The sequence below is a fragment of the Nocardioides sp. DN36 genome, assembly GCF_055380375.1.
The window spans coordinates 1,130,136-1,151,113 of record NZ_AP043823.1 but is presented as its reverse complement, the minus strand read 5'-3'; the positions used below and the strand labels follow the sequence as shown (position 1 = coordinate 1,151,113).

20 protein-coding genes are annotated in these 20,978 nt (G+C 70.5%); 2 read left to right on the top strand and 18 right to left on the bottom strand.

Annotated elements, in window-relative coordinates:
• Positions 1-27: 27 nt before the first annotated feature.
• The 4 genes from ACZ43H_RS06460 to ACZ43H_RS06445 all read right to left on the bottom strand — a co-directional run bounded on the left by ACZ43H_RS06460 (position 28) and on the right by ACZ43H_RS06445 (position 5,072).
• Positions 28-1,044 (bottom strand): ABC transporter permease, encoded by a 1,017-nt coding sequence (locus ACZ43H_RS06460; RefSeq protein WP_464588692.1) that lies wholly within the window; start codon positions 1,042-1,044, stop codon positions 28-30.
• 172 nt (positions 1,045-1,216) lie between these two features.
• Positions 1,217-2,989, bottom strand: coding sequence for an aspartate--tRNA ligase (gene aspS, locus ACZ43H_RS06455; RefSeq protein ID WP_464588690.1), 1,773 nt, complete (start codon positions 2,987-2,989; stop codon positions 1,217-1,219).
• A complete protein-coding gene (gene hisS / locus ACZ43H_RS06450; protein ID WP_464588688.1) occupies positions 2,986-4,356 on the bottom strand; it encodes a histidine--tRNA ligase in 1,371 nt (456 codons plus the stop codon). Before hisS ends, aspS begins: the two co-directional genes overlap by 4 nt.
• A 5-nt stretch (positions 4,357-4,361) precedes the next feature.
• On the bottom strand, positions 4,362-5,072 hold the full coding sequence (locus tag ACZ43H_RS06445; RefSeq protein ID WP_464588686.1) for an MBL fold metallo-hydrolase: 711 nt from the start codon (positions 5,070-5,072) through the stop codon (positions 4,362-4,364).
• Positions 5,073-5,209: 137 nt separating this feature from the next.
• Between ACZ43H_RS06445 and ACZ43H_RS06440 the strand changes: the two genes are divergently transcribed.
• Both ACZ43H_RS06440 and ACZ43H_RS06435 read left to right on the top strand, forming a co-directional pair.
• A complete protein-coding gene (locus tag ACZ43H_RS06440) occupies positions 5,210-6,439 on the top strand; it encodes a DUF349 domain-containing protein (RefSeq protein ID WP_464588684.1) in 1,230 nt (409 codons plus the stop codon).
• A gap of 115 nt (positions 6,440-6,554) precedes the next feature.
• Positions 6,555-7,862: an IS30 family transposase gene (locus ACZ43H_RS06435; protein ID WP_464588682.1), complete on the top strand. Its 1,308-nt coding sequence runs from the start codon at positions 6,555-6,557 to the stop codon at positions 7,860-7,862.
• A gap of 70 nt (positions 7,863-7,932) precedes the next feature.
• On the opposite strand, the gene ACZ43H_RS06430 is transcribed toward ACZ43H_RS06435, so the two are convergent.
• From ACZ43H_RS06430 to ACZ43H_RS06365, 14 genes are all read right to left on the bottom strand, one after another.
• Positions 7,933-10,164, bottom strand: a complete 2,232-nt coding sequence (locus ACZ43H_RS06430; RefSeq protein ID WP_464590749.1) for a RelA/SpoT family protein — start codon at positions 10,162-10,164, stop codon at positions 7,933-7,935.
• A gap of 100 nt (positions 10,165-10,264) precedes the next feature.
• Positions 10,265-10,816, bottom strand: a complete 552-nt coding sequence (locus ACZ43H_RS06425) for an adenine phosphoribosyltransferase (protein WP_464588681.1) — start codon at positions 10,814-10,816, stop codon at positions 10,265-10,267.
• On the bottom strand, positions 10,813-12,057 hold the full coding sequence (secF, locus tag ACZ43H_RS06420) for a protein translocase subunit SecF (RefSeq protein ID WP_464588679.1): 1,245 nt from the start codon (positions 12,055-12,057) through the stop codon (positions 10,813-10,815). Before secF ends, ACZ43H_RS06425 begins: the two co-directional genes overlap by 4 nt.
• On the bottom strand, positions 12,057-13,778 hold the full coding sequence (gene secD, locus ACZ43H_RS06415; protein WP_464588677.1) for a protein translocase subunit SecD: 1,722 nt from the start codon (positions 13,776-13,778) through the stop codon (positions 12,057-12,059). Before secD ends, secF begins: the two co-directional genes overlap by 1 nt.
• Position 13,779: 1 nt before the next feature.
• A complete protein-coding gene (gene yajC / locus ACZ43H_RS06410; protein ID WP_464588676.1) occupies positions 13,780-14,070 on the bottom strand; it encodes a preprotein translocase subunit YajC in 291 nt (96 codons plus the stop codon).
• A gap of 177 nt (positions 14,071-14,247) precedes the next feature.
• A complete protein-coding gene (gene ruvB, locus ACZ43H_RS06405) occupies positions 14,248-15,291 on the bottom strand; it encodes a Holliday junction branch migration DNA helicase RuvB (RefSeq protein WP_464590747.1) in 1,044 nt (347 codons plus the stop codon).
• A 44-nt stretch (positions 15,292-15,335) separates the two neighbouring features.
• Positions 15,336-15,935, bottom strand: coding sequence for a Holliday junction branch migration protein RuvA (ruvA, locus tag ACZ43H_RS06400; protein WP_464588674.1), 600 nt, complete (start codon positions 15,933-15,935; stop codon positions 15,336-15,338).
• Positions 15,932-16,471: a crossover junction endodeoxyribonuclease RuvC gene (gene ruvC / locus ACZ43H_RS06395; RefSeq protein ID WP_464588673.1), complete on the bottom strand. Its 540-nt coding sequence runs from the start codon at positions 16,469-16,471 to the stop codon at positions 15,932-15,934. The genes ruvA and ruvC overlap by 4 nt, the downstream gene beginning before the upstream one ends.
• 76 nt (positions 16,472-16,547) lie before the next feature.
• On the bottom strand, positions 16,548-17,327 hold the full coding sequence (locus tag ACZ43H_RS06390) for a YebC/PmpR family DNA-binding transcriptional regulator (protein WP_464588671.1): 780 nt from the start codon (positions 17,325-17,327) through the stop codon (positions 16,548-16,550).
• A gap of 52 nt (positions 17,328-17,379) precedes the next feature.
• A complete protein-coding gene (gene pdxT / locus ACZ43H_RS06385) occupies positions 17,380-17,925 on the bottom strand; it encodes a pyridoxal 5'-phosphate synthase glutaminase subunit PdxT (RefSeq protein ID WP_464590745.1) in 546 nt (181 codons plus the stop codon).
• A 62-nt stretch (positions 17,926-17,987) separates the two neighbouring features.
• Positions 17,988-18,908 (bottom strand): pyridoxal 5'-phosphate synthase lyase subunit PdxS, encoded by a 921-nt coding sequence (gene pdxS, locus ACZ43H_RS06380; protein WP_464588670.1) that lies wholly within the window; start codon positions 18,906-18,908, stop codon positions 17,988-17,990.
• A gap of 47 nt (positions 18,909-18,955) precedes the next feature.
• The gene (gene pgsA / locus ACZ43H_RS06375; RefSeq protein ID WP_464588668.1) at positions 18,956-19,594 is read right to left on the bottom strand and encodes a phosphatidylinositol phosphate synthase; all 639 of its coding nucleotides are present in this window, start codon (positions 19,592-19,594) and stop codon (positions 18,956-18,958) included.
• A 54-nt stretch (positions 19,595-19,648) separates the two neighbouring features.
• Positions 19,649-20,269 (bottom strand): hypothetical protein, encoded by a 621-nt coding sequence (locus ACZ43H_RS06370; RefSeq protein ID WP_464588666.1) that lies wholly within the window; start codon positions 20,267-20,269, stop codon positions 19,649-19,651.
• Positions 20,270-20,285: 16 nt separating this feature from the next.
• On the bottom strand, positions 20,286-20,900 hold the full coding sequence (locus ACZ43H_RS06365) for a hypothetical protein (protein ID WP_464588664.1): 615 nt from the start codon (positions 20,898-20,900) through the stop codon (positions 20,286-20,288).
• Positions 20,901-20,978 lie beyond the last annotated feature (78 nt).

Genomic DNA, 20,978 nt, shown 5'->3' with positions numbered 1-20,978 from the left:
TGTGTCACCGAAATTCGTGAGGGCCGGTTAGCGGGCCGTCTTGGGGTCGAGCGCGTCGCGGATGCCGTCGCCGAGCAGGTTGAAGCTGACGACGATGATCATGATCAGGAAGGCCGGCACGAAGAAGAAGAAGAAGTCGGCCGACGAGTAGTTGATCGATCCGCGCAGGATGTTGCCGAGCGTGGGCGTCGGGGGCTTGATGCCGACACCCAGGTAGCTGAGCGCTGCCTCGGCGGAGATGTAGGCCGGCATGGTCAGCGTGAAGGTGACCAGCAGCGGGGCCCACAGGTTGGGCAGGATCTCCTTGAAGTAGATCCGGTAGCGCGAGGCGCCCAGCAGCACCGCGGCGTCGACGAACTCACGCTCGCGGACCGAGAGCACCTGGCCGCGGATGATGCGCGCGACGCCCGGCCAACCGAACAGCGCCAGCACGAACACCACGTAGGCGCCGTTGGGCAGCGGGTCGGAGAACTTGCCGGGCAGCGCGTCCGCAGCGAGCTGGATGCCGATGCTCGAGAGCGCCAGCAGCATCAGGGTCGAGGGGAACGACAGCGTCAGGTCGATGGCGCGACCGATGATCGAGTCGACCCAGCCGCCGCTGAAGCCCGAGATGATGCCGAGCACGGCGCCGATCACGATCGCGATCATCGTCGCGGTGAGGGCGATGGCCAGCGAGAACGTGATGCCGTACCAGAGGCGGGACATCACGTCGCGGCCCGTGGCCGGCTCGACACCCAGCGGGTGGTCCCAGCTGACGCCGCCCATCTTGCCGTAGGGGATGCCGCCCGTGGACGGGTCCGTCAGGTTCTGGTGGTAGCTCGTCGGGTCGAGGACCCCGAACTTCACCAGGAAGGGAGCGATGATCGCCGCTGAGATGTAGAGGACGACGACGACGAACGAGATCATCGACAGCTTGTCGCGACGGAAACGACCGATCGCGAGCTTCGTCGGGGACTTGCCGGCGATCTTTGCGAGATCGCCCTCGGGCGCCGAACCGGCGTCGGGGAGGTGCTCGCTCTCCAGGTTGGAGGCCTGAACCGTCATGGTACCTCTGTCTTCTCGGATCTGATGCTGGTCTGAAACCCGGTCGACCCGGGTCGTGGACGGCCCCCTGAGGGGCTGGCAGCCGCAGTGACTCTATGTGATGCGGCCCTCACCCGGGATCACCGACGCGTAACGATCTGGTCTCGACCCCCGCCGGTGATCCTGCGCGAAATCACCCCGCGGACGGGACGTCCTTCGGCGGCCTGGCGTCGACGCCGGCCTCCTTGCGCTGCTCGGGCGTGATCGGCGCCGGCGCGGCCGTGAGCGGGTCGAAACCGCCGCCGGACTTGGGGAACGCGATGACGTCGCGGATCGAGTCGCTGCCCGAGAGCAGGGCCACGATCCGGTCCCATCCGAACGCGATGCCGCCGTGCGGGGGCGCACCGTACTTGAACGCCTCGAGGAGGAAGCCGAACTTCTCCTCGGCCTCGGCCTCACCGATGCCCATCACCTCGAAGACGCGCTTCTGGACGTCCTCGCGGTGGATACGGATCGAGCCGCCACCGATCTCGTTGCCGTTGCAGACGATGTCGTAGGCCCAGGCCAGCGCGTTGCCCGGGTCCTGGTCGAACGTCTCGAGGTCCTGGGGAGAGGTGAACGCGTGGTGCACGGCCGTCCAGGCGCTGTAGCCCAGCGCCACGTCGCCGGACTCGGTCGCGTCGGCCGTCGGCTCGAACAGCGGGGCGTCGAGCACCCACAGGAAGCTCCAGGCGTCCTCGTCGATCAGGCCGCAGCGGCGCCCGATCTCGAGGCGTGCGGCGCCGAGCAGGGCGCGGCTGGACTTCACCGGTCCGGCGGCGAAGAAGATGCAGTCGCCCGGCTGGGCGCCCGTGTGGGCGGCCAGGCCGGCCTTCTCCTCGTCGGTGATGTTCTTGGAGACCGGCCCGGTGAGCTCGCCGTCCTCCTGGACCAGGACGTAGGCCAGCCCCTTGGCGCCGCGCTGCTTGGCCCACTCCTGCCAGGCGTCGAGCTGCTTGCGGGGCTGGCTCGCCCCGCCGGGCATCACGACGGCGCCGACGTACGGCGCCTGGAAGACGCGGAACGGGGTGTCCTTGAAGTACGCCGTGCAGTCGACGAGCTCCTGGCCCATCCGCAGGTCGGGCTTGTCGCTGCCGTAGCGGGCCATCGACTCGGCATAGGTCATCCGCGGCAGCGGCGTGGGCACGTCGTGCCCGATCAGCTTCCAGAGGGCGACCAGGATCTCCTCGGCGACGGCGAGGACGTCGTCCTGCTCGACGAAGCTCATCTCGATGTCGAGCTGGGTGAACTCCGGCTGCCGGTCGGCGCGGAAGTCCTCGTCGCGGTAGCAGCGCGCGATCTGGTAGTAGCGCTCCATGCCGGCGACCATCAGCAGCTGCTTGAACAGCTGCGGGCTCTGCGGCAGGGCGTACCAGCTGCCCGGCTGCAGGCGGGCCGGCACCAGGAAGTCGCGGGCGCCCTCGGGCGTGGACCGGGTCAGCGTCGGCGTCTCGATCTCGACGAACCCGTGCTCGTCGAGCACGTCGCGGGCGGCCTTGTTGACCTTGCTGCGCAGGCGCAGCGCCTGGTTCGGCCCGGGCCGGCGCAGGTCGAGGTAGCGGTGCTTGAGGCGCGCCTCCTCCCCCACCTCGACGTGCTCGTCGATGGGGAACGGGAGCGGGGCCGAGGCGCTGAGCACCTCGACGTCCTTGGCGATCACCTCGATCTCGCCGCTGGGCAGGTTCGGGTTGGCGTTGCCCTCGGGGCGCAGGCTCACCTCGCCGGAGACGAGGATGCAGTACTCGCTGCGCAGGTGGTGGGCCACCTCCTCGTCGCGGACGACGACCTGGACCACGCCGCTGGCCTCGCGCAGGTCGAGGAACGCGACCCCGCCGTGATCGCGACGGCGGCCCACCCACCCGGCGAGGGTGACGGTCTGGCCGACGTGGTCGGCGCGAAGGGCGCCGGCGTCATGGGTGCGGATCACTGCTTCTTCTCCTCGTTCGATTCGTTGGTCGAGCTCGTCGAGACCACGCGGGGTCTCAGGTCGGCCTCGGGAGGCGCCCAGGTGGCCGGGTCGGCCGTCACCTGGTCCCCCGACCGGATGTCCTTGACCTCGTGGTCACCCTCGGCGGAGGGGAACCAGACGTAGGGGATGCCCCGGCGCTCGGCGTACCGGATCTGCTTGCCGAACTTCTGGGGGCTGGCGGCGACCTCGCAGGGCACGCCGTGCGCACGCAGGGCCTGGGCCACCGCGTCGCTGGCCGGACGGCTGTCCTCGTCGGCGAGGGCGACCAGCACGGCGCTGGGGACCTTGCGGTCGCTGCTGAGGAGGCCGCGGCTCATCAGCGGCACCAGCGACCGGGAGATCCCGAAGGAGATGCCGACACCGGGGTAGGTGCTGCGCCCGTCGGAGGCCAGGGCGTCGTAGCGCCCGCCGCCGCCGACCGACTTCAGGAACTCGAAGCCGACCATGTAGATCTCGAAGACGGTGCCGGTGTAGTAGTCCAGCCCGCGCGCCAGGCTCAGGCTCGCCTCGACCTCGAAGCGGTCGGTGCGGACCGTGGCGCAGCCGTCGATGACCGCGGCCAGCTCCTCGAGACCCGTGTCGAGCAGCTCGTGCTTGACCCCGAGGGCACGGACCTGCTCGACGAAGCCGGTGTCGGTGCTGCTGATGGTCGCGAGTTCGAGGCACTGACCGGCCTGGGCCTCGGAGAGCCCGGCGTCGCTGACCAGCAGCGCGGCGACCTGGTCGGAGGGGAGCTTGTCCAGCTTGTCGATGATCGTGATGACCGCCGCGGGGTCCTCGGCGCCGATCCCGCGGTAGAACCCCTCGATCAGCTTGCGGTTGTTGACCCGCAGCCGCAGCGGCGGCAGCGGCAGCGCGGAGAGCGCCTCGGCCATCACCCGGGCCACCTCGACGTCGAAGTGGGTCGGGAGCACGTCCTTGCCCACGACATCGATGTCGGCCTGGGTGAACTCGCGGTAGCGCCCCTCCTGCGGTCGCTCGCCGCGCCAGGCCTTCTGGATCTGGAAGCGGCGGAACGGGAACTCCAGCTTGCCGGCGTTCTCGAGCACGTAGCGGGCGAACGGCACGGTGAGGTCGAAGTGGAGGCCCATGCCGGAGTCGGCGCCGTCGGCATCGGCCTGGAGGCGGCGCAGGACGTAGACCTCCTTGGAGGTCTCCCCCTTGCGCAGCAGCTGGTCCATCGGCTCCACGGCGCGCGTCTCGATCCCGGCGAAGCCGTGGAGCTCGAAGGTTCGCCGCAGGGTGTCGGTGACCTGCTGCTCGACGAAGCGCTGCTCCGGGAGCAGCTCGGGGAACCCGCTCAGCGGGGTGGGCTTGTTGCTCATGTTCCTCAGAGACCTCGGGTGACTCGCCCCGCTCGTCCCTCGGACTGGAGGTCGAGCAGGAAGGGGTTGGTCGCGCGCTCGCGACCGATGGACGTCTGCTCGCCGTGGCCGGGGAGCACCACGATGTCGTCGGCGAGCGGCAGTACCTTCTCGGTGAGGCTGCGCAGCATCGTGGCGTGGTCACCGCCCGGCAGGTCCGTGCGACCGATGGATCCCGCGAAAAGCAGGTCGCCCGAGAACATGACCTCGGAGACGTCGGCCGCTTCGTAGGGCGAGCGGAAGGTGACCGACCCCTCGGTATGGCCCGGGGTGTGGTCGACCACGAAGCGGAGCCCGGCCAGCTCGAGCACCTGGTTGTCGGAGAGCTCCTGCACGTCGTCGGGCTCGGCCCACTCGTAGTTGCCGCCGAGCAGCATCTGGGTGGTCTCGCGCGACATGCCGGCCATCGGGTCGGTCAGCAGGTGCCGGTCGCTGGGGTGGATCCACGCGGTGGCGTCGTACGTGCCCGCGACCGGGGCGACGCACCACATGTGGTCGACGTGCCCGTGGGTGACCAGGACGGCGACCGGCTTGAGCCGGTGCTCCCGGACGACCTCGGCCACGCCCGCGGCCGAGTCCTTGCCGGGGTCGATGACCACGCACTCGCTGCCCGCGGCGGTGGCGGCGACGTAGCAGTTCGTCCCCCAGGGACCTGCGGGGAAACCGGCGATCAACACCCCCGCACACTATCGAGCCGCAGTGGGCGACGTCTCACCGGTGCTGGGCCGCCGGGGCGGCGCCCTCCGGCGTCGTGACTAGCATGGGACCCTGAGGCACCCGCCGCCACGCGAACAGATCGATCGGGGTACATGCAGTGACGAGTCATCAGTGGGGTCGAGTCGACGACGACGGGACCGTCTACGTGACGACCGCCGACGGCGAGCGCTCCGTGGGCCAGTACCCCGAGGGCACCCCCGAGGAGGCCCTCCGCTTCTTCACCGAGCGCTACGACGCGCTGGCGTTCGAGGTCGAGCTGCTGGAACAGCGGATCAAGTCGGGCGTGCTCTCCCCCGAGGAGGCCGCCGGATCGGTGGACACCGTCCGCGCCCAGGTGACCGACGCGAACGCCGTCGGCGACCTCGCCGGCCTCCTGGCCCGCCTCGACGCCCTGACGCCCGTGATCGAGGGCCAGCGCGAGGCACGGAAGGTCGAGAAGGCGCAGCGGGCCGCCGCCTCGCGCGCCGAGAAGGAGAAGATCGTCGCCGAGGCCGAGAAGCTGGCCGAGGGCAATGACTGGCGCAACGGCGCGAACCGGCTCCGCGAGCTCCTCGACCAGTGGAAGGCGCTCCCCCGCATCGACCGCTCCTCCGACGACGCGTTGTGGCGCCGGTTCTCGACCGCGCGCACGGCGTACACCCGGCGTCGCAAGGCGCACTTCGCCGAGCAGCACGAGAAGCGGGACGCCGCCCGTGTCGTCAAGGAGCGGCTCGCCACCGAGGCGGAGGCGCTCGCCGACTCCACCGACTGGGGCCCGACCGCGGGCCGTTACCGCGACCTGATGCAGCAGTGGAAGGCCGCCGGCCCGGCCCCCCGCGACGTCGACGAGGCGCTCTGGCGCCGCTTCCGTGGCGCGCAGGACGCGTTCTTCGGTGCCCGAGACGCCGCCAACGCGGAGCTGGACAAGGAGTTCGCCGCCAACGCCGAGGTCAAGGAGAAGCTCCTGGTCGAGGCCGAGGCGTTGCTGCCGGTCACCGACGTCGAGGCGGCGAAGCGGGCCTTCCGTGACATCGCGGACCGGTGGGACGCGGCCGGCAAGGTCCCCCGGGACCGGATGAAGGAGCTCGAGGGCCGGATCCGCAAGGTCGAGCAGGCCATCCGCGGGGTCGAGGACGAGCAGTGGCGCCGATCCGACCCGGAGAAGTCCGCCCGCGCCGACGACATGGTCAGCAAGCTCGAGGCGGCCATCGCCGACGTCGAGAACGACCTCGCGAAGGCCCGCTCGGCCGGCAACGAGAAGAAGGTCAGGGAGCTCGAGGAGAACCTCGCCTCGCGCCAGTCCTTCCTCGAGATGGCCAAGAAGGCCTCTGCGGACTTCTCCTCCTGACGCCGAACCCGGCTCGCCGCCGTTGGTCGAGGTGCGAGGCGCCCCGGCGCCGAGCCTCGAGACCCCGCTGGCGGCTCTCGGGCTCCTCAGACCTCGCCGATTGGTCACACACCGCATGATTTCGGCCGGCGGGTTCAAGGGCGGGACGCAACACCTCCTGACTGAGGAGGCTGTGGTGACTCGTCATGTGACGCGGGAGGACCTGCGTAGGTTCTGGCTGGCGGTGCGTAGCGGTGACGGCTATGGGGACGCTGCTCGGCGCGTGGGGCATGCGGAGGGTGCTGGCTTCGCGTGGGTCCGTCAGGTTGGTGGGGTGATGCCTTCGTTCGTGATGCACCGGCCCTCGGGTCGGTACCTGTCCTTGACGGATCGAGTCGAGATTCAGATCGGGATCAGGTGTGGTTGGTCGATCCGCAAGATCGCGCGAGGTATGGGTCGTCATCCCTCGACCGTGCTGCGCGAGATTCGACGCAACTCACCGGACCGGTACCGCAGCCGGAGGGTGCGCCGGCTGGCAGCGGCCACGGCCGGCCGACGCGGCTACTGCCCACTGCGGGCCCAGCGACGGGCCGAGCGGGTGGCACACGCCGCGGCCGCTGGTCGGCCACGCAAGATCGCGGCCAACCCGCTGCTGCGCGAGCGGATCCAGGAGCTGCTGGAGGAGGACTACTCACCCGAGCAGGTCGCGGCACAGTTGAGACTGGACCATCCCGACGAAACGGAGTGGCAGGTGTCGCACGAGACGATCTACCAGGCGTTGTACGTGCAGGGACGCGGTGAACTACGCCGTGACCTGCACAAACGACTGCGGACCGGCCGGGCGCTGCGCAAGCCGCACCGTCGAGGCGACCAGCGCCGGGGCCGGATCCCGGGCATGGTCCACATCAGCGAGCGCCCCGCCGAAGCCGAGGACCGCGCGGTGCCCGGTCACTGGGAGGGCGACCTGATCATGGGCAGCACCGCGTCGAGCTCCGCGATCGGCACTTTGGTCGAGCGCGCATCACGGTTCGTGATGCTGCTGCACCTGCCCAAAGGAGAGTACGGCGCGGACGCGGTCGAAGAGGCCATGATCACCGCGATGAGCCAACTGCCGGCGACCCTGCGCCGGACCCTGACCTGGGACCAGGGCAAGGAGATGAGCAACCACATCCAGATCGCCCAAGCGCTGGACCTGCAGATCTTCTTCTGCGACCCCCACTCACCCTGGCAGCGCGGCTCGAACGAGAACACCAACGGACTGCTGCGTCAGTACTTCGCCAAGGGCACCGACCTGAGCATCTACCCACCCGACTACCTCGACTACATCGCCATGAAACTGAACCGACGACCCCGCAAGACCCTCGGCTGGAAGACCCCCGCCGCGGTCCTCGACGAACTACTGTCCAACCCGACCGATCCAAACGGTGTTGCTTCCGTGGCTTGAATCCGCCGCCAGAAATCATGCGGTTGGTGACCAATCGGCGGCGTTCTTCCGGGCGTGGGCCGGGAATGGGCTACTGAGTGACCCGGTAGGCGTCGAAGACGCCCGGGACGCCGCGGACTGCCTTGAGGACCGTGTCGAGGTGCTTGGCCTCGGCCATCTCGAAGGTGAAGCGGCTCTTGGCGACCCGGTCGCGGGTGGTGGAGAGGTTCGCGCTGAGGATGTTCACGTGGGCGTCCGAGAGGACCATCGTGATGTCGGAGAGCAGCCGGGCCCGGTCGAGCGCCTCGACCTGGATGTTCACCAGGAACGTCGACTGGCCGGTGGGGGCCCACTCGACGTCGAGCAGGCGCTCGGGCTGGGACTCGAGGCTGGCGGCGTTGGTGCAGTCCTGACGGTGGACCGACACTCCCCCGCCCTTGGTCACGAAGCCCAGGATCGCGTCCGGCGGCACCGGCGTGCAGCACTTGGCGAGCTTGACCCACACGTCGGGCGCACCCTTGACGACCACGCCCGCGTCGCCGCCCACCGGCATCTTCGGCTTGCCGCGACGCCCGGTGATGGTGACGCCCTCGGCGAGGTCCTCCTGCGCCCCCTCGTCGCCGCCGTGCAGGTCGATCACGCGGCGTACGACGGCCTGCGCGCTCAGGTTGCCCTCGCCGACGGAGGCGTACAGCGCGGAGACGTCGGCCAGCTTGAAGTGGACCGCCGCGAGCATCAGCGACTCGTGGGAGAGCAGTCGCTTGAGGGGCAGGCCCTCCTTGCGCATCAGCCGGGCGATCTGGTCCTTGCCCCGCTCGATGGCCTCCTCGCGGCGCTCCTTGGTGAACCACTGGCGGATCTTGGAGCGGGCACGGGGCGACTTCACGAAGGTCAGCCAGTCCCGTGACGGGCCGGCGGTCGGCGCCTTGGAGGTGAAGACCTCGACGACGTCGCCGTTCTCGAGCGTCGACTCCAGCGGCACCAGGCGGCCGTTCACCCGGGCGCCGATGGTGTGGTGGCCGACCTCGGTGTGCACGGCGTAGGCGAAGTCCACCGGGGTGGCACCCGTCGGCAGCGCGATCACGTCGCCGCGCGGGGTGAAGACGTAGACCTCGGCGCGGTTGATCTCGAAGCGCAGCGACTCCAGGAACTCCCCCGGGTCCTCCACCTCGCTCTGCCAGTCCAGCAGCTGCCGCACCCAGGTCATGTCGTCGAGGTCGGCGCGGCGCTCGGTGTCGACGCCGTTGCGGCCGTCCTCCTTGTACTTCCAGTGCGCCGCGACGCCGTACTCGGCACGACGGTGCATGGCGAAGGTGCGGATCTGCAGCTCCACCGGCTTGCCCTGCGGCCCGATCACCGTGGTGTGCAGCGACTGGTACATGTTGAACTTCGGCATCGCGACGTAGTCCTTGAACCGCCCGAGCACGGGGTTCCAGCGCGAGTGCAGCACGCCCAGGACGGAGTAGCAGTCACGGTCGTCCTCGACGAGGATCCGGATGCCGACCAGGTCGTAGATGTCGGAGAAGTCCCGACCGCCGACGATCATCTTCTGGTAGATCGAGTAGTAGTGCTTCGGGCGCCCGGTCACGGTCGCCTTGATCTTCGCCTCGCGCAGGTCGTTCTCGACCTGGGCGATCACCTCGGCCAGGAACTGGTCGCGCGAGGGCGCGCGCTCGGCGACCATCCGCACGATCTCGTCGTAGATCTTGGGGTGCAGCGTTGCGAAGGCCAGGTCCTCTAGCTCCCACTTGAGGGTGTTCATGCCCAGCCGGTGGGCCAGCGGGGCGTAGATGTCGAGGGTCTCGCGGGCGGTGCGCTCCTGGCTGGCCTGCGGCACGTAGCGCAGCGTCCGCATGTTGTGGAGCCGGTCGGCGAGCTTGATCACCAGCACCCGGATGTCGCGCGACATCGCCACGATCATCTTGCGGATGGTCTCGGCCTGCGCCGAGTCGCCGTACTTGACCTTGTCGAGCTTGGTCACGCCGTCGACGAGCCGCGCGACCTCGTCGCCGAAGTCGCCGCGCAGCTGGTCGAGGGTGTACGGCGTGTCCTCGACCGTGTCGTGCAGCAGCGAGGCGACCAGGGTCGGCTCGGTCATGCCGATGCCGGCCAGGATGGTGGTCACCGCGAGCGGGTGGGTGATGTAGGGGTCGCCGCTCTTGCGCATCTGGGTGCCGTGCATCCGCTCCGCGGTGACGTAGGCGCGCTCGAGCAGCGCCAGGTCGGCCTTGGGGTGGTTGGCGCGCACGGCGCGGAAGAGCGGCTCGAGGACAGGGTTGCCCGTCTGGCCGCTCCGGCCCATCCGGGCCAGGCGCGCCCGCATGCTGCGGGTCGAGCCCGGGTTCTCCGGTGCGCGTTCCCGCGTCGGCTGGGCGGCGCGGTCCTCGGTCACGTCACCAGTCTAGGGGTGGCGGTGCGAGGGTTCAGACCGTCATCAGGGTCGAGACCGGCAGGTCGCCCACGGTCTCGCGCCCCGGCAGGAAGCCGAGCTCCATGAGCACGGCCAGCCCGTGGGCGGTGCCGCCACAGCTCTCGATGAGCTCACGCGTCGCCCGGGCGGTGCCGCCGGTGGCCAGGACGTCGTCGACGAGGAGCACGCGGTCGCCCGGGGCGATGGCGTCCTGGTGCAGCTCGAGCGTCGCCTGGCCGTACTCCAGGGAGTAGGAGACGGCGTGCGTGCCGCGGGGCAGCTTGCCGGCCTTGCGGACCGGAACGAAACCGGTGCCGAGGGCCAGGGCGACGGGGGCGGCGAGGATGAACCCGCGCGCCTCCATGCCGACGACCTTGTCGACGACCGGGTTGCCGTCGGCGTCGCGGCCGACCGCCGCGAGGGCGGCGATCACGGCCGCGAAGCCGCTGTGGTCGGCCAGGAGCGGGGTGATGTCCTTGAAGACGACGCCGGGCTCCGGGAAGTCCTGGACGTCGACGACCAGGCGCTCGAGGGCCGCACGCGCCGCAGCCGCCCCGTCCGTCACTTCTTGCCCCGCTTGGAACGGGTCTGCCGCGAGGGCTGCTGACGTCCCGACGCGCCGCTCGGGCGGACCGGGCCGCGCGACGGCGGCGCCACCCTCCCCCGGCCGGCGGCCTCGGGAGCGCGCCGGGTGGTGGGGGTGCCGGCGACCGACGCGTCGTCCGCCTCGTCGCCGAGGTCGGGACCGTCGGTGCCGGGCTCGGCCTGGACCGGCATGTCCTCGCTGAACGTCGGCACGGCGGCGTACGGGTCGGCCTGACGCGCCCGGGCCGCGGCACGCTTCTCGGCGAGCTGGACGTCGGACTCGTTCGACTTCATCTGCACCAGCAGCGGGGTCGCGATGAAGATCGAGGAGTAGGCGCCTGCGGCCATGCCGACGAACAGCGCGAGCGCGAGGTCCTTCAGCGAGCTCGCACCCAGCTGGACGGCACCGACGTAGAGGATCGCGCCGACGGGGATCAGGGCCACGATCGAGGTGTTGATCGAGCGGACCAGGGTCTGGTTGACCGCGAGGTTGGCCTCCAGGGCGTAGGTCGTGCGCCGGTCGCGCAGGCCCCTGGTGTTCTCACGCACCTTGTCGAACACGACGACGGTGTCGTAGAGGGAGAAGCCGAGGATCGTCAGCACACCGGTGACGGTCGCCGGGGTGACCTCGAAACCGGACAGCGCGTAGACACCGACGGTGATGACGAGGTCGTGGGCGAGCGCCACGATGGCGGCGACCGACATCTTCCACTCGCGGAAGTAGGCCCAGATGAAGAGGACGACGAGGACCAGGAAGACCACGAGGCCGATCAGGGACCGCTTGGCGACCTCCTGGCCCCAGCTCGCGCCGATCGAGTCCTGGGAGATGTCCTTGTCGGCGTTCACGCCGGTCTCCTGGACGATGGCGTCGACGACCTTCTGGCTCTCGGCGCTGGAGAGCGGCTCGGTCTGGATCAGGATCGCCTTGTCACCCGAGGTCGTCACCACCGGGGACGCGGCACCGTCGATGCCCGTGGCCGCCACCGTGTCGCGCAGGTTGTCGGCGGTGTCCTGGGTCACCTGGCTGGAGTCCATCGAGACGCGGTACTGCGCGCCGCCGGTGAACTCGATGCCCATGTTGAGGCCCTTGAGCCAGAGCCCTCCGACGGCCAGCACGATGATGACGCCGGACAGGGCGTACCAGAGCCACTTGCGGCCGACGAAGTCGATGGACCGGCGACCGGAGTAGAGGTCGTTGCCGAGACGCGAGAACTTGCCCATCAGGCCCTCCCTCCCACGGTGATGCGATCGATGCCGAGGCTCTCCGCGTCGAGGCCGGAGAGCTTGTGCCCGCGGTTGAAGAACCGGAACCGGGACAGCCAGACGACCATCGGGTGGGTGAACCAGAAGAAGATCGCCAGGTCGATGAGCGTGGAGAGGCCGAGCGCGAACGCGAAGCCCTTCACCACACCGGCGGCGAAGATGTACAGGACGACCGCGGCGAGCAGCGAGACGGTGTCGGCGGCCAGGCAGGTGTTCCGGGCGCGCTTCCAGCCGGACTGCACGGCGACCCGCATCGACTTGCCGTCGCGCATCTCGTCACGGATGCGCTCGAAGTAGACGATGAACGAGTCGGCGGTGATGCCGACCGCCACGATCAGGCCGGCGATGCCCGGGAGCGAGAGCGTGAAGCCCGCGCCCTTGGACAGCAGCAGGACCATGGCGTAGGTCACGGCGCCCGCCACGATGAGCGACGCGATGACCACCAGACCCAGGCCGCGGTAGTAGATGAGGCAGTAGATCATCACGAGCAGCAGGCCGATGATGCCTGCGGTGATGCCCGCGGAGAGCTGGTCACCCGCGAGCGAGGGGCCCACCGTCTCGACCTGGGTGCCGCCCTTCTCGAAGGCGAGCGGGAGCGCGCCGTACTTCAGGCTGGTGGCCAGGCTGTTGGCGGTGTCCTCGGTGAAGTTGCCCGTGATCTGGGCGCTGCCGTTGGGGATCACGCCGTCGAACGTCGGGGCGGAGATCACCTTGCCGTCGAGCACGACCGCGAACTGCTTCTCCGAGCCGGCCATCGCCCGCGACAGGTCGGAGAACACCTGCTTGCCGTCGCCGCCGAGGGTGAGGTTGACCTGCCACTGGACCTGGCCCTGCGCCACGCCGGCGCTGGCGCTCTTGAGGTCGGTGCCCTCGATCGCGGCCGGCGAGAGGAGGTACTTGGTGGCGGCGTCGTCGCCGGTGCCACAGGTGACCAGCGGCTTGGTCGGGTCGTCCACGACCGTCCCCTTCGAGGGGCAGGTGAACTTGTTGAACTCGGCGACCGACGCCTGGTCGGGGTTGTCGATGTACGCGAGCGCCGACGTGGCGTCACCGCTCCCGGCCGGGGCCTCGGACGGAGTCGCGGACGGGCTCGTCGAGGTGGACGCCGAGGGCGACGCGGTGTCGCTCGGCGAGGCCGACGGCTTGCTCTTGTCGCCCTTGTTGTCCTTCATCAGCAGCGGCGGGCGGTTCTTGGCGCCCTTGCTGGCCTTGCCCGAGGGCTGCGAGGAGGGCGCGGTCGACGTGTTCGGCTGCGTGGGGGCCGTGGGCGCGGTGGGCGCGGTGGCCGAGGAGGCACAGCTGCCGGTCACGCCGTTCGGTCCCTCGCTGCACGCGACGGTGCGGAAGCGCAGCTGCGCCTGCCGCTTGACGGTGTCGACCAGGTCGCTGCGGGTCTTGCCCGGGATCTCGACGACGATGAGGTTGCCACCCTGGGTGGTCACCTCGGCCTCGGTGACGCCGGTGCCGTTGACACGTGCGTCGATGATGCCGCGAGCCTCGTCGAGGTTCTCCTTGCTCGGGCTCCCCTGCGCGGTCAGCGTGATCCGGGTGCCGCCCTGAAGGTCCAGGCCGAGCTCGGGCTTCCAGGTTCCCCCGAGCGCAACCAGTCCGTAGGCGATCGCCAGACCGAGGAAGAACACCACGACGGTGCGCCCCGGGCGAGCGGTCTTGCGTGCCATGTCAGTTCTCCTCCGGCTCGTCGTCCACGAGCCCTGGCTGTACGACGGTGCCGACGGCGCCGCGCGCGACCTTGATGGTGATGCCCTCGGCGATCTCGACACGGACGTGGTCGTCGGCGGTCTCCCGCAGGATGCCGAAGATGCCGGAGGTCAGCATGACCTCGTCACCGATGTTCAACGAGCCCTGCATGCGGGCGAGTTCCTTCTGACGCTTCGAGGCCGGTCGGATCAGCAGGAGCCAGAACAGCAACGCGATGGCGACCAGGGGCAGCAGGGAGGCGAGCTCCGGCACGAAAAAACCTCTCGAGCGTGCAGAAAATGGGTGTGGTGGGCCGGGACAGGGCCGACCGACGGGCAAGCATAGCCGCGACTGTGATCTCGGCCGCTATCGGTGGGGACCCGTTGCCGAGTCGTTGCGAAACCGCCGGCCGGGCAGCTCCGGGTCTGCTTCCGGGTCTGCTCTCGGGGTCTACTCAGCGTCGTCGAACAGCATGGCCTCGCCGGCCTGCTGCGCGAGCCCCGGCGGCACCGCCAGACCGAGGTGCTGCCAGGCAGCCGGCGTCGCCACCCGCCCGCGTGGGGTGCGGGCGAGGAAGCCGTTGCGGACCAGGAACGGCTCCGCGACCTCCTCCACGGTCTCCCGTTCCTCCCCCACGGCCACGGCGAGCGTCGAGACGCCCACCGGTCCCCCGCCGAACCGGCGGCAGAGCACGTCGATGACGGCCCGGTCCAGGCGGTCGAGGCCGAGCTCGTCGACCTCGTAGAGGTCGAGGGCGGCCTGCGAGACCGGACGGGTGACGACCCCGTCGGCGCGGACCTGCGCGTAGTCGCGGACCCGGCGCAGCAGCCGGTTGGCGATGCGGGGCGTCCCGCGGGAGCGGGAGGCGATCTCGGCCGCTCCCTCCCCGGTCAGCTCGACGCCGAGCAGGCCGGCCGAGCGGTGCACGATCTTGTCCAGCTCGTGGGGCTCGTAGAACTCCAGGTGCGCGGTGAAGCCGAACCGGTCACGCAGCGGGCCGGGCAGCAGGCCGGCCCGCGTCGTCGCCCCGACCAGGGTGAACGGTGGGATCTCCAGCGGGATCGCGGTCGCCCCCGGCCCCTTGCCGATGACGACGTCGACCCGGAAGTCCTCCATCGCCATGTAGAGCATCTCCTCGGCGGGGCGGGACATCCGGTGGATCTCGTCGACGAAGAGGACGTCGCCCTCGTTCATGCCGGACAGGATGGCCGCCAGGTCGCCGGCGTGGGTGATGGCCGGTCCGCTGGTCAGGCGTAGCGGGGCCGTCATCTCGGCGGCGATGATCATCGCGAGCGTGGTCTTGCCGAGACCGGGCGGGCCGGAGAGGAGCACGTGGTCGGGTGCCCGGCCCCGGCGACGGGCCGCCTCGAGCACGAGCCCGAGCTGGGCCCGCACGCGGGACTGGCCGACCACCTCGTCGAGGGTGCGGGGCCGCAGCGCCGCCTCGACGGCGCGCTCGTCGCCCTCGGCCTCGGCGGCGGTCAGGGAGCGCAGGTGCTGCTCCTCCGCGGCCTCCAGGTGGTGCTCGTGCACGCCGATCAGGCCTTGCTCAGCGTGCGGAGGGCGGAGCGCAGCAGGGAGGCGACGTCGGGCGCGTCACCGGCCTCCGGGGCCACCGCCTCGACCGCCTTCTCGGCGTCCCGGGCCGGCCAGCCGAGACCCACCAGCCCCTGGTGCACCTGGTCGCGCCACGGCGCGGTTGCGGCCGAGCCCGGGGTCGACGCCCGGCCACCGACGGGGGCGCCCAGCCGGTCCTTGAGCTCGAGAATGATCCGCTGCGCGCCCTTCTGGCCGATGCCGGGCACCCGGGTGAGGGTCTTGACGTCGTCAGCGGCCACGGCGCGGCGCAGGTCGTCCGGCGAGAGGACCGCGATCATCGCCTGGGCCAGCTTCGGGCCGACGCCGGACGCGGTCTGCACCAGCTCGAAGCAGGCCTTCTCGTCCTCGTCGAGGAAGCCGAACAGGGTCAGGGAGTCCTCACGCACCACCATGCTGGTGGGCAGCGTGGCCTGGTGACCGGTGCGCAGGGTCGAGAGGGTGCCCGGCGTGCACATCAGCTCGAGCCCGACTCCCCCGACCTCCAGCACCGCGCTGGACAGGGTCACGGCGGCCACCTGGCCGCGCACGAACGCGATCATGCTTGTCTCCTCGGTGGTCGAGCCTGTCGAGCCCCGGCGAGCGCCGCGTCGATCCGGGCCTGGGCGCCTCCGCGCCAGATGTGGGTGATGGCCAGCGCCAGCGCGTCGGCGGCGTCGGCGGGCTTGGGGGGTGCGTCGAGCCGGAGGATCCGGGTCACCATGGCGCCCACCTGCGCCTTGGCGGCGCGCCCGCTGCCGGACACGGCGGCCTTGACCTCGCTGGGCGTGTGGAGCGCGACCGGCAGGCCCCGTCGGGCGGCGCACACCAGGGCGATGCCGCTGGCCTGGGCGGTCCCCATCACCGTCGACACGTCGGACCTTGCGAACACCCGCTCGACCGCGACGGCGTCGGGGGCGTACTCGTCGAGCCAGGCGTCGATGCCCTTCTCGATGGTCACCAGCCGCTGGGCGACCGGGAGGTCGGACGAGGTCCGCAGGACGTTGACGTCCACGAGGCTCAGCGGCCTGCCGACCTGGCCCTCGACGATCCCCATGCCGCACCGGGTCAGGCCGGGATCGATCCCGAGCACGCGCATGAGCAGCCTTTCGTCCGAACACCTGTTCGGAGCAACGCTAACCGGGCACCCCGCCGTGAGACGGGGCGACACGCGGTCAGGCGTCGATGGCCTCGAGCGCCTCGTCGGAGATGTCGGCGTTGCTGAAGACGTTCTGCACGTCGTCGAGGTCGTCGACCGCGTCGACCAGGCGGAAGACCTTGCCGGCCACGTCGGCGTCACCGACCGGGATGTCCATGGTCGCCACGAACTGCACCTCGGCGGACTCGTAGTCGATGCCGGCGGCCTGCAACGCCGTACGCACCGCGACCACGTCGGAGGAGTCGGACTGGATCTCGAAGGTGTCCCCGAGGTCGATGACGTCCTCGGCCCCCGCGTCCAGGGTGGCCTCGAGGATGTCGTCCTCGGTGAGCTCCCACGGCTTGCCGGCGCGCTCCTGGCTCTTGGACACCGCGACGACGCCCTTGCGGGTGAAGAGGCGCGAGACCGAGCCGGGGTCGGCCATGGTGCCGCCGTTGCGGGTGACGGCGGTGCGGACCTCCATCGCGGCGCGGTTGCGGTTGTCGGTGAGGCACTCGACCAGCAGCGCCACGCCCTGGGGCCCGTAGACCTCGTACATGATCGTCTCGTAGTCGACGCCGCCGCCGTCGAGGCCGCCCCCGCGCTTGACCGCGGAGTCGATGTTCTTGTTGGGGACCGACTGCTTCTTGGCCTTCTGGATGGCGTCGTAGAGCGTCGGGTTGCCGGCCGGGTCGGGCCCGCCCATCTTCGCGGCGATCTCGATGTTCTTGATCAGCTTGGCGAACAGCTTGCCGCGCTTGGCGTCGATGACGGCCTTCTTGTGCTTGGTCGTCGCCCACTTGGAGTGCCCAGACATCAGTCCCTCTTCGTCGTTCGGTGGTCGAGCCTGTCGAGACCACGTCGTGCCGTCACGCCCCGGCGCCTCGCACCAGGTCCACGAACAGCTCGTGGATGCGGGAGTCGCCCCCCACCTCGGGGTGGAACGACGTCGCCATCAGCGGGCCCTGTCGGACCGCCACGATCCTACCCACGGCCGGTCCGTGCTCGACGCGGGCGAGCGCCTCGACGTCCTCCCCGACGGACTCGACCCAGGGCGCGCGGATGAAGATCGCGTGCACCGGGCCGGCCAGCCCCTCGAAGGAGAGGTCACCCTCGAACGAGTCGACCTGACGGCCGAAGGCGTTGCGCCGCACCGTGATGTCCAGCCCGCCGAGGGTCTCCTGGCCCGCGGCGCCGTCCTCGATGCGGTCGGCGAGCATGATCATGCCCGCGCACGTGCCGAAGGTGGGCATGCCCTGCTTGATCCGGTCGCGCAGCGGTTCGAAGAGCTCGAACGTGCGGGCCAGCTTCGACATCGTCGTGGACTCACCACCCGGGATCACGAGGCCGTCGCAGGCCTCGAGCTCGGCCGGACGGCGTACGGCGAGCGGCGCGACACCGAGCTCGCCGAGCATCCGCAGGTGCTCACGGACGTCACCCTGGAGCGCGAAGACTCCGACGCGGGGTCGCGCCCCGGTCACCAGCCGCGCTCGGCGAGCCGGTGCGGCTGCGGGATCTCGTCGACGTTGATGCCGACCATCGCCTCGCCCAGGCCGCGGGAGACCTTGGCGACCACGTCGGGGTCGTCGAAGAACGTGGTGGCCTTGACGATCGCCTCGGCCCGCTGGGCCGGGTTGCCGGACTTGAAGATGCCCGAGCCCACGAAGACACCCTCGGCGCCGAGCTGCATCATCATCGCCGCGTCGGCCGGGGTCGCGATCCCGCCCGCGGTGAAGAGGACCACCGGCAGCTTGCCCTTCTCGGCGACCTCCTTGACCAGCTCGTAGGGCGCCTGCAGCTCCTTGGCCGCGACGTACAGCTCGTCGGCCTCCATCGAGGCCAGGCGACGGAGCTCGGCGCGGATGGTGCGCATGTGCGTCACCGCGTTCGACACGTCACCGGTGCCGGCCTCGCCCTTGGAGCGGATCATCGCCGCACCCTCGGTGATCCGGCGCAGCGCCTCACCGAGGTTGGTGGCACCGCACACGAACGGGACGGTGAACTGCCACTTGTCGATGTGGTTGGCGTAGTCGGCCGGGGTCAGCACCTCGGACTCGTCGATGTAGTCCACCCCGAGGGACTGCAGCACCTGCGCCTCGGCGAAGTGACCGATCCGGGCCTTGGCCATCACCGGGATCGAGACCGCCTCGATGATGCCGTCGATCATGTCCGGGTCGGACATCCGGGAGACCCCGCCCTGGGCGCGGATGTCGGCGGGGACCCGCTCCAGCGCCATCACGGCCACCGCGCCGGCGTCCTCGGCGATCTTCGCCTGCGCAGGCGTGACGACGTCCATGATCACGCCGCCCTTGAGCATCTCGGCCATGCCGCGCTTCACGCGCGAGGTGCCGGTGCCGTCAGCGGGGGTGGAGGGGGTGTTCTCGGGGGTCTCGACCATGGCTCAATCGTACGGCGACACGCCCGGGACCCTGCATTCGGGACCGGTCAGTGACCGGGCTCGGCCGGGGGCTCGGTCGGCGACGGGGCGAGCGCCTGCTGGCGCACCACCCAGACCCGCTGCACCACCGTGACGGTGCTCGCGACCGCCAGCGCCCAGAGGGCGACGTACATCAGGACCGGGAGGTCGAAGATCGCGCCGAGGCCGGTCATCACCAGGATCGCCACGAGGCGGTCGGCGCGCTCGGCGATGCCGACCTTGGCCTGGAAGCCGAGGCCCTCGGCGCGGGCACGAGCGTAGGACGTCACCCCGCCCATCACCAGGCAGACCAGGCTCAGCACGAGGTAGAGCCGGCTGTCCCCGTCGCCGGCGAAGTAGAGCGCGAGGCCGGCGAAGATCGCGCCGTCGCCGATCCGGTCCAGCGTGGAGTCGAGGAAGGCGCCGAACGGGCTCGACTTCCCCGTCAGGCGCGCCATGTGGCCGTCGATGAGGTCACTGAAGACGAACGCGGTGATCACCAGCACGCCGGTGAGCAGCTTGCCCTGCGGGAAGAACACGAGGGCACCGGCGCACACGCCGAGGGTGCCGACGAGCGTCACGGCGTCGGCGCTCACACCGAGCCTGATGAGGAGGTGGGCGACCGGGGAGATGACCTTCGTCCAGAAGGCGCGGAAACGATCCAGCATGGTGGCCGCAGGCTACCGGCCCCGGGGCCGGTGCCTGCGGCGGCGCCCCGAGGGTCAGACGAGCTCGGGCACGCGGAGGTGCGCGAGGACGAGGTCGCACTCGGCCACGTCGAGGACGTCGACCCCCGCGTCGCGGACCCCGGCATCCCGGATCGCCCAGGCCCGGTCCCGGCTCGCATCCATGGCCGTACCGGAGTCGTACGTCGTGGTGCTGCAGGCCCGCCCCGTCGCCCGGTCGACGAGCAGGCTGGCGCTGCAGAACCCGGTGAGCCCCTCCATCTCGGGCAGCAGGGCCGAGCGGTAGAGGTCGATCCCGCGCTCGATCTCACCGTGGCTCAGCCGGAGCCACGTCACCCGGCAGCACGCCCCAGGAGGCGCAGCGTGGTCGCGGTGCATCACCGCGACCTCCCACTCGGCGACCTCCGGTGGGGCGCCCATGATCTCGCCGCTGCGGTGCCGCAGCGGCGCCAGGTGCAGGTTGCTGGCCCGCATCTCGTCCTCGGAGGTCCACGAGCTGGTGACGATGCACTGGCCGGTCTCCCGGTCCACGAGCATCGAGAGGCCGAGGCAGCCCCCGAGCTCGGTCACCGTCGGCATCACCACGTCGCGCACGTAGGCGATGCCCTCGTCGAGGCGCCCGAGGTCGCCCATGATCGTGCTGGAGCGTGCGTGCACGGCAGGCCTCCTCGGCTCAGACCAGCTCGGGCAGTCGGAGGTGGGCGATCTCCAGGTCGAGCTCGGCCACGTCGAGGATCTCGACGCCCATCTCCCGGACGGCCCGCTCACGGATCGCCGCGGCGGCCTCGCGGCTCGACTCCAGCGCGGCCCGCGAGTCGAACGTGACCGTGCCACAGGTGCGCCCGGTCGTCCGGTCGAGCAGGAAGCTGGCGCTGCAGAAGCCGTCCATGGCCTCGACGCGCGGCAGCACGTGCGCTCGCCACGAGTCGGTGACCGTGCCCGGATCGGTCGCGTGGGTCCAGGTGATGCGGCAGCAGCAGCCGTCGTGGCTGGTGTGGTCGCGATGCATGGCGCCGACCTCCCACTCCTCGACCTGGGGGCTGCCACCCAGGACCTCGCCACCGCGCTCACGCATGGGCGCGATACCGGCCCGGCTGGCCACCATGGCCTCCTCGGTCTCCCAGGAGGTGGTGGCGATGCACAGCCCGGTCTCGCGGTCGACGACCAGGGACAGTCCCAGGCAGCCGTCGAGGGCGGTCACGGCCGGCATGACCTCGTCACGGATGTAGCGGATGCCGTCGTCGATGGCGCCCGGGTCGCCCTTGACGGTGGTGGAACGCGCGAACATGGCGCGCCTCCTTCGGATCGGGGGCAGCGTCCCGGCGGCGCTGCCGCTCACCCCACCCTCCTGCCGCCCGGAACGACT